The organism is Allobosea sp. 05T422_2, from assembly GCF_056396265.1.
The window spans coordinates 1-8,508 of record NZ_JBFTLD010000280.1; the positions used below are offsets into that span (position 1 = coordinate 1).

An 8,508-nucleotide genomic window follows, 5' to 3' on the forward strand; every position below is an offset into this window, starting at 1 on the left:
CGATATGGGCCCGGGCATGATCGACAAGGTGCATGTAATGCACGCCGGAAGGGCACGTCGTCATGCAGGAGAGGCAGGAGAGGCAGCGGTCGACATGCTTCACCACCTGCTCGGTCGCCGGCTTGCCGTTCTCCAGCATGTCCTTGATCAGGTAGATTCGCCCGCGCGGGGAATCGAGTTCGTCGCCCAGCAGCAGATAGGTCGGGCAGGTTGCCGTGCAGAACCCGCAATGCACGCAGGTGCGCAGGATCTTCTCCGACGCCGGCAGGCGCGGATCGGAGGCCAGATGTTCCGGCGTGAAGTTGGTCTGCATCGCTCAGGCCCCTCCCTGCCAGATTTTGATCCAGTCGGCGGGGTAGATCAGCATGATGATATTCAGGGTCAGGTTGTCACGGATGAGGTAGCCGACCACCAGCTCCATGCCGAGCGCAAGCGAAATGGTGAGCCAGACGGGCAGGACACGGGCGAGAAGGAAGCCGACGATCATCGCCGCGATATCGGAGACCGAATTGATGATGCTGTCGCCGGTATAGCCGAGCGAGATCRTCATTTCCCGGTAGCGATCGATGATCGCCGGGCTGTTCTCGGCAATTTCCCAGGCGTTCTCGATCAGGATCGCCAGAAGAAGCGCCTGCCCGAACGAGATCGGCAGGCCGGTCAGCCGGCGCACCGACCAGAACAGGCCATAGAAGAGGAAGCCATGGATGATGTGGGAGAAGGTGTACCAGTCGGCAATATGCTGGGAGTTCTCCGACGAATTGACGTCGCCGTGCCACGGCTTGACAAAGCCGCATTTGCAGATCGGCTCGCGGCCCATGACAAACAGGATCAAGGYGGCTGCGGCAATCATCAGAGCCGCGACGAGGGCAATCGTGCCCGGCTTGAACCGCCCCGGCGCCCAGGCTTGGCGGCGCCCCCCTTCAGTGCGGATCTCACGCGCGGCGGCTATCTGGTCGAACACCATCAAATCCCCGCATACATTCGGCCAGGCTCGAAGATTCCGGCCGGGTCGAAGCTGTTCTTGATTCCGGCCGTGACCCGCATCAGCGGCTCGGCCAGTGGTTCGAAGACCGGTACAACAGCGCGAACCGCGTGGGGTGCGCGCACCAGGGTCGCGTGACCGCCAAGCGACCTGATCGCAGCACGGATCGCGGCGGCTCCAGCGTCCTCGTCAGGCGGCACGGCGAGCCAGACCAGGCCGCCGCCCCAGTCATAGAACCAGCGCGCTTGCGGCAAGGCTTGCATGATCGCCGCCGTAGCACGCGGGGCCCTCGTCGGAGCAAGCGAGAGCCGCCAGACGGCTTCATGGCTGCCGGCGAAGAACCTCGCATCCCGTACGGAATGCCACAGCTCCTGCGAGGCGGCCCCCTCGATCAGTTCGGGCCTGCCGTACTGGCTCAGCAATTCGCCCAGCGCATCGGCGCGATAGGCGATCGAGCTCGCGAAATTCTCCAGCCTGAGCAGCGTGCGGGCCTGGTCGGCTCCGATGCCGGCCGGCAGATGCGCCGCCGCCATCGGTTCGAAGGGCGAGCCGAGCGCGGTCGAAAGCAGAGCGACCGCCGCCTCGTCGGCAAGGCCGGGCCAGGCCAGCGTGGCCACGCATTCCGGCGCCGGCAATACGCGGAAGGTGACTTCGGTCAGGAAGCCAAGCGTGCCGTGGGCACCGCTCACCAGCTTGACCAGATCGAGCCCGGTGACGTTCTTCATGACCCGGCCGCCGGACTTGATCGCCTCGCCCCGGCCGTTGATCAGCCGGATGCCGATCAGCGAGTCGCGGGCTGCACCAGCGTTGATCCGGCGCGGACCGGAGATATTTCCGGCTGCGACGGCACCGATTGTCGGCTCGCCCTCCGTGCCCAGTAATGCGCGGTGATCCATCGGCTCGAAGGGCAGCATCTGGCCGCGGTCGGCCAGCGTCCTCTGGATCTCCGCCAGAGGCGTGCCGGCCCTGGCGCCAATCACCATCTCGGACGGCTCGTAGAGCGTGATGCCGGTCAGACCGGCGCTGGAGATGGTGCTCACGACCTGGGTTGGGCGCCCCAAGCCGGTCCGCGTACCGCCGCCGCGAATGGTGACCGGCGTGCCGTTAGCAGCGACGGAGGCAACGACGGCGCACGCCTGGGCTTCCGTGGTGGGGGTGTGAATGGTCACGCGGCGACCCTGCCATCGAGCGGAAAGACCTTGGCCGGATTCAGCAGCCACTCGCTGTCGAAGACCGCCCGCACCCGCATCTGCTGGTTGAGATCGGCTTCGTTGAACTGCACGCGCATCAGATCGCGCTTCTCGATGCCGACGCCGTGTTCGCCGGTGAGGCAACCGCCCACCTCAACGCAGAGCTTGAGGATGTCGTTTCCGGCATCCTCGGCTTTGCGCGCCTCGACGGGGTCGTTGCAGTTATAGAGGATCAGCGGGTGGAGATTGCCGTCGCCCGCATGGAAGACATTGGCGACGCGCAGTCCATAGCCTTTGACGATCTCCGCCATGCGCTGCAGCACAAACGGCAGTTGCCCGGTCGGGATCGTACCGTCCATGCAGATGTAATCGGCGATCCGGCCCGTCGCACCGAAGGCCGATTTGCGGCCCTTCCAGATCGCGGCGGTCTCCATCGCCGACTTGCTTTCCTTGACCGTCTTGACGCCATGCTCGCGCGCGATCGCAACGATGCGCGCAAGCTGGGCGTCCATTTCCGCGTCCGAGCCCTCGACCTCGATGATCAGCAGCGCCTCGACATCCATCGGGTAGCCGGCCTTGGCGAAGGCTTCGCAGATCTCGATCGCCGGCTTGTCCATGAACTCCATCGCGACGGGGATGATGCCGGCGCCGATGATGGCGGCCACCGCGGCCCCTGCCTGCTCGCTGCTCGGGAAGCCGAACAGCACCGGGCGCGCGCCCTCGGCCGAGCGCAGGATCCGCACCGTCGCTTCGGTGACGATGCCGAGCTGGCCTTCGGAACCGACGATCAGGCCGAGCAGGTCGAGACCCGGGGCATCGAGATGGGCGCCCCCGATCTCGACGATCGAGCCATCGAGCATCACCAGGGTCACGCCCAGCACATTGTTGGTGGTGACGCCGTATTTCAGGCAATGCGCGCCGCCGGAATTCATGCCGATATTGCCGCCGATCGAGCAGGCAAGCTGGGAGGACGGGTCGGGCGCATAGAAAAAGCCCTCGGACATCACAGCCCCGGTGACGGCGAGATTGGTGACGCCGGCCTGCACCCTGGCGGCGCGGTTGGCATAGTCGATCTCGAGGATGCGATTCATCTTCGACACACCGATGACGACGGCATCCTCCTGCGGGATCGCGCCACCGGCGAGCGAGGTGCCAGCCCCCCGCGGGACGACGGGAACGCCCTGCTCGCCGCAATAGCGCAGCACCGCCGCGACCTCCTGCGTCGTCGAGGGCAGCACGACCGCCAGCGGCATGCGGCGATAGGCGGTGAGCGCATCGGTCTCATAGGGCCTGCGCTCGTCATCGGAGGTGATCAGGGCCTCGGGCGCCACCAGTCCGGCAAKCCCGGCGATGATCGCATCGCGGCGCGCCAGGATGTCCGCGCGCGGCGCGGGAAAGGCAATGGCGCTCATGGTCTCCTCCTCCGGATGTCAGCTCTCGCGATATCACCCACACCCGGTTTCATACAAACAGGTTAGACCAATTCGAACCCGCTTGCAGCGCGACCAAAAGCCATGATTATTTCCAAAATGGAAAAGGTGGGCGAGCATGGACCGGTTCGGCGATCTGGATGTCTTCGCGCATGTGGTGACGGCCAAGAGCATGTCCGCGGCGGGGCGCGAATTGAAACTCTCGCCGGCGGTGATCTCGAAGCGCATCCGCCGGCTCGAGGAGCGCCTTGGCGTGCGGCTGCTGCAGCGCACCACGCGGCAGTTGTCGCTGACCGAAGCGGGACAGGGCTTCTATGAGCGCGTGGTCTCGATCCTGTCCTCGATCGAGGATGCCGAGGCCTGGGTCGCAAGCGGCGCGGGCCAAGCGCGCGGCACCTTGCGCGTCTCCGCCCCCACCTCCTTCGGCCGGTTGCATATCGCGCCGCATCTGAAGCCCTTTCTCGATGCCAACCCGATGGTGACCGTCGACCTGATCCTGAGCGATTCCTTCGTCGACATCATCGCGGAAGGGTTCGACCTCGCCGTGCGCATCGCCGACCTTCAGGATTCGAGCCTCGTCGCCAAGCGGCTCGCGCCCAATCACCGCGTGCTCTGTGCCGCGCCGGACTATGTCGCCACTCGCGGAATACCGGCCAGCATCGAGGAGCTCTCTCACCACACGCTGATTGCCCATAATGCCGACCAGTGGCGGCTGGACGGACCGTCCGGTCCGGTCGGCGTGCGGGTCAATGGACCGCTTCGGACCAATTCCAGCGAAGTCGTGCGCGAGGCGCTGCTCGCCGGCGTCGGCATCGCCTTGCGCTCGACCTGGGATGTCGGGCCGGAACTTAAGACCGGGCAGCTCGTCAGGGTCCTGCCGGATTACTCGGTCGGCAAGCGTGTCGCCGTCTACGCGGTCTATCCCAGCCGCCGGCACATGGAGCAGAAGGTGCGCGTCTTCGTCGATTATCTCGCGGAGCTCTATGGCGCGACACCGTACTGGGATGCGGGGCTTGATCTATGAGACGGCTCCCGCCCGCCCGTCGTAGGGCATCTGCGCGGCGCCGGATTGCCCGGACACGTGGCTTGCTCGATCTTCGACACATCACTGGAGAAACCCGCTCATGTTCGGCTTGATCGAAGGCACCGGCGTCGAGGTTCTGGACCCGCGCTTCCACCGGGTCGTGCCGGGCTCGGCGCGGGTCGAGAGGCTGTGGACCGGAGCCCGCTGGTCCGAGGGCCCAGCCTGGTTTCCAGCCCATCGCAGCCTGGTCTGGTCCGACATCCCGAACAATCGCATGCTGCGCTATGACGAGGTGAACGGCCAGGTCGGCATCTTCCGCCAGCCCGCACGGAACTCGAACGGCAATACCGTGGACCCGCAGGGCCGGCTCGTCACCTGCGAGCATGGCGGGCGGCAGGTGACCCGGACGGAACATGACGGCTCGATTACCGTGCTTGCCGACAACTGGCAGGGCAAGCGGCTGAACTCCCCCAATGACGTCGTGGTGAAATCCGACGGCTCGATCTGGTTCACCGACCCGGATTACGGCATCGGCAGCGACTATGAGGGCGACAAGGCGGATGGCGAGATCGGCCATTGCAACGTCTACCGCATCGATCCGGTCAGCGGCGCGCTCTCGATCGTCGCCGACGACTTCGTCAAGCCGAACGGCCTCGCCTTCTCGCTGGACGAGAGCGAGCTCTATATCGCCGATACGGGGGCGAGCCATGACCCGGATGGGCCGCGCCACATCCGCAAATGCGCCGTGACGGGGGACGGCGCGTCGCTGGGCCGCTCGGAGATCTTCGCAACCTGCTCGGCCGGCCTGTTCGACGGCTTCCGGCTCGATGCCACCGGCCGCATCTGGACCAGCGCGGCGGACGGCGTGCATGTCTATCACCCCGACGGCACCTTGATCGGCAAGGTGCTGATTCCCGAGATCGTCGCCAATGTCTGCTGGGGCGGCGCGAAGCTGAACCGCCTTTTCGTCTGCGGCACGACATCACTCTACTCAGTGATGACCCACGCCAACGGGGCGACCTGGCCGAAGCGCTGAACCGCGCTCAACTCTGCGGCGGCTCCGACTTCATCCGGACCACCAGCAACGGCATGGCGAGGCCGAGCAGCATGAAGCGCGCAAGATGGTGCGCGCCGACATAGAGCGGATCGAGCCCCATGGCGAAGGCAAGCATCGCCATCGCCTCCAGCCCTCCCGGCGCAAAAGCGGCCATTGCGCTGGCATAGGGCACGCCCGCAAGCCAGGCGGCCGGCCAGGCGAAGGCGAAGGCGACCACCATCGAGACGAAGAAGCCGCCAATGGCGAGCGGGAACAGCCCGGCGATTTCGCCGCGCTTGAGGTTGGAGACGCGCCCGCCCATCGCCGCGCCCAGCATGACCATCACCACGGTCGCGATCTCGGGCGGGAGCGTGCCATGGACCACGCCGGTGCCATGCAGCACGGCACTGGCCATGGTTGCGCCCAGGATGAAGGGCGCGGTGACGCCGATGCGCTCGAAGACGAGCCCGGTGACCAGGGCCACACCAAGAACCAGCGCCATATCCGGTGCGCTGGCGACGATCACCGCCGGCATCTGACCGACGCTGCCATCGCTCAAGGCCCGCATCAGACTGGGCAGGATCGCGACCAGGACAAGGATGCGGAAGAGCTGGATCACCGCGATGCGGCCAAGATTGGCACCCTTGGCATGGGCAACGGCGATGACCGCCGACAGCGCGCCAGGCGCGGCGGCCAGCAGGGAATCAATCCAGGACCAGCGCGCGACGTAACGCAGATAGGCGCCGGTGGTGAGCATGATGGCCGCGAGCGCGACGAACAGGACCGCCAGCGAACCGGGATAGCGCGCCGTTGCCGCAAGCGCCTCGGGCGTCGCGGAGGAGCCGATCAGCACCCCCGACATCAGCATGGTCGCATCGAACCAGGGCTTGCGCAGATCGGGCAGGCGCTTGGCGACGCCGACGATCGAGACGATCAGCATCGAACCCGAGAGCCAGGCGGCCGGCACGTCGAACAGCGCGAAAATGGCGCCGCCGAGGGCGGCGCAGGCAATCACGGCCGCTTCACGCGACAATGTCTTGAGCCTGTAGGGGATGTAAGCCGGGCCGGTCATGTCACTCGGAGCAAGCGCCGAGGAGACACGACGCAKGGCCGATCAATGAACGCGGCGCGCAATCCGGTCAAACAAGGAGATGCTATCGCCGCGCAAGGCTGGGCTGCGCCCAGCGGGGCCTATGACGTCAGCGCCCTTTGCAGCCGCGCCACCGCCTCGACGAGGTCAGAGGATTTGCGCGCGAAGCAAAGCCGCAGGCCCGTCTCGCCTCCGGGGCCGAAAGCGGTGCCCGGCGCCAGGCCGACATTGGCCTCATCGACCAGTTCGATCGCCAGCGCGCGCGAATCCTCGCGGCCGTCGACACTGAAGAACTGGTAGAAGGCGCCATCCGGCGCGGTCAGCGAAACCCGGTTCGTCGCCTTCAGGCCTTCGAAGATGATCTTCCGGCCTTCGGTCGCACGCGCGATCTGCTCGGCGACGAAGGGCTCGCCCTCGGTGAGAGCGGCGATCGCGGCGCGCTGGACGAAGACCGGCGACCCCGAGGTCGAATACTGGATCAGGTTCTCGACCACCTGGCCGAAGGCGACCGGCACCTCGATCCAGCCGATGCGCCAACCCGTCATGGCCCAGTTCTTCGAGAAGGTCTGGACGAAGAGGACGCGATCCTCCGCCTCCATCACGTCGTGGAAGGAGGCTGCGCGCGGCGCCCCGCCATAGACGAAGCGGCCATAGATCTCGTCGGCGATGATCCAGATACCGTGCTTGCGAGCCAGGGCAAGCAGCGCGCCCATCTCGTCCTTGGTCGCGGTCCAGCCGGTCGGGTTCGCCGGGGAGTTGATGACGAGCGCGCGCGTCTTCGGCGTGATCGCCGCGGCGAGCTTGTCGAGATCGAGCGTGAAGCGGCCGTGCTCCAGATCCATCGGCACGCAGACGGCCTTGGCTCCCGCCACGCCGATGGCCGCAGCGAAATTGGGCCAGGCCGGCGTCGGAATCAAGAGTTCATCGCCAGGTCCGGCAATMATCCTGACGGCGATCTGAACGGACTGCATGCCCGAGCCCGTGACGAAGAAGCGGTCGGCGKAAAGCGGCTGACCGTAGAGCGCCGTGTGGTAACGCGCGAGCGCCTCGCGCAGCTCCGGAATACCGCGCTGCCAGGTGTAGAAGGTCTCGCCATCAGCCAACGACTTGTTGGCGGCACGGACGATGAAATCGGGCGTCGAGAGATCGCCCTCGCCGACCCAGAGCGGGATCAGGCCAGGCTTCAGCCGGCCGTGATTGACCACCTCGACGATGCCGCTTTCGGGTGCATTACGGGCCTCTGGCCTCAACTCGGCAATCAGGCTGGCGCCCGGCAGCGTGCTCGTCGTCATCGGCTTCGACCTCGCAAGTTCAATGCCTCACCTTTAGCCGAAGCGGCGAGCGGGAGGCATGAAATCGCGAGATCGGGTTGATCGCTCGCGGTGATGAATTGCCCGCGAGCGGTGAGCGAAATCAGGCGTTCTTCTGCTTCAGCAGATCGCGGATTTCGCCGAGCAGCACGACGTCCTGCGGCGGGGCCGGCGGCTCGGCCGGAGCTGCCTTCTGGTCCCGCTTCACCCGGTTGATGCCCTTCACGACCAGGAACAAGGCAACGGCGATGATCAGGAAATTGATGGCTGCAGTGACGAAGCTGCCATAGGCGAACACGGCGCCCTGCTTCCTGGCCTCGGAGAGGATCGGGCTGGTGACCGCGCTATTGAGGCCGAAGRAGTAATTGGAGAAATCGAGACCGCCCAGCGCGCCGAAGATCGGCATGATGATGTCGCTGACGAGAGAGTCGACGATCCTGCCAAAG

At 65.9% G+C, this 8,508-nt stretch carries 9 protein-coding genes; 2 read left to right on the forward strand and 7 right to left on the reverse strand.

All coding sequences use genetic code 11. The features are described 5' to 3' along the window. The 4 genes from AC1DJT_RS30885 to AC1DJT_RS30900 form a co-directional block, all read right to left on the reverse strand. Window positions 1–313, reverse strand: a 313-nt coding sequence (locus AC1DJT_RS30885; protein ID WP_476835547.1) for a 4Fe-4S dicluster domain-containing protein, incomplete at its 3' end; no start/stop codon positions are given. 3 nt (window positions 314–316) lie between these two features. Continuing rightward, window positions 317–871 carry a DUF2585 domain-containing protein gene (locus AC1DJT_RS30890; RefSeq protein WP_476835551.1) on the reverse strand — a complete coding sequence of 185 codons (555 nt, stop codon included), beginning with the start codon at window positions 869–871 and terminating at the stop codon, window positions 317–319. A 92-nt stretch (window positions 872–963) separates the two neighbouring features. After that, window positions 964–2,151 (reverse strand): glycolate oxidase subunit GlcE, encoded by a 1,188-nt coding sequence (gene glcE / locus AC1DJT_RS30895; RefSeq protein ID WP_441506547.1) that lies wholly within the window; start codon window positions 2,149–2,151, stop codon window positions 964–966. Further along, on the reverse strand, window positions 2,148–3,584 hold the full coding sequence (locus tag AC1DJT_RS30900; RefSeq protein ID WP_476835548.1) for an FAD-linked oxidase C-terminal domain-containing protein: 1,437 nt from the start codon (window positions 3,582–3,584) through the stop codon (window positions 2,148–2,150). The genes glcE and AC1DJT_RS30900 overlap by 4 nt, the downstream gene beginning before the upstream one ends. 136 nt (window positions 3,585–3,720) lie before the next feature. Between AC1DJT_RS30900 and AC1DJT_RS30905 the strand changes: the two genes are divergently transcribed. After that, the gene (locus AC1DJT_RS30905) at window positions 3,721–4,626 is read left to right on the forward strand and encodes a LysR family transcriptional regulator (RefSeq protein WP_441506546.1); all 906 of its coding nucleotides are present in this window, start codon (window positions 3,721–3,723) and stop codon (window positions 4,624–4,626) included. A gap of 100 nt (window positions 4,627–4,726) precedes the next feature. Beyond that, window positions 4,727–5,662, forward strand: a complete 936-nt coding sequence (locus tag AC1DJT_RS30910) for an SMP-30/gluconolactonase/LRE family protein (protein WP_441506545.1) — start codon at window positions 4,727–4,729, stop codon at window positions 5,660–5,662. 7 nt (window positions 5,663–5,669) lie between these two features. Here AC1DJT_RS30910 and AC1DJT_RS30915 read toward each other — a convergent pair whose 3' ends face one another. From AC1DJT_RS30915 to mscL, 3 genes are all read right to left on the reverse strand, one after another. After that, window positions 5,670–6,734 (reverse strand): AbrB family transcriptional regulator, encoded by a 1,065-nt coding sequence (locus tag AC1DJT_RS30915; protein ID WP_441489035.1) that lies wholly within the window; start codon window positions 6,732–6,734, stop codon window positions 5,670–5,672. Window positions 6,735–6,853: 119 nt separating this feature from the next. Further along, on the reverse strand, window positions 6,854–8,044 hold the full coding sequence (locus AC1DJT_RS30920; protein ID WP_476835549.1) for a pyridoxal phosphate-dependent aminotransferase: 1,191 nt from the start codon (window positions 8,042–8,044) through the stop codon (window positions 6,854–6,856). A gap of 121 nt (window positions 8,045–8,165) precedes the next feature. Continuing rightward, window positions 8,166–8,508: large conductance mechanosensitive channel protein MscL (mscL, locus tag AC1DJT_RS30925; protein WP_476835550.1), on the reverse strand; the 343-nt coding region annotated here is incomplete at its 5' end.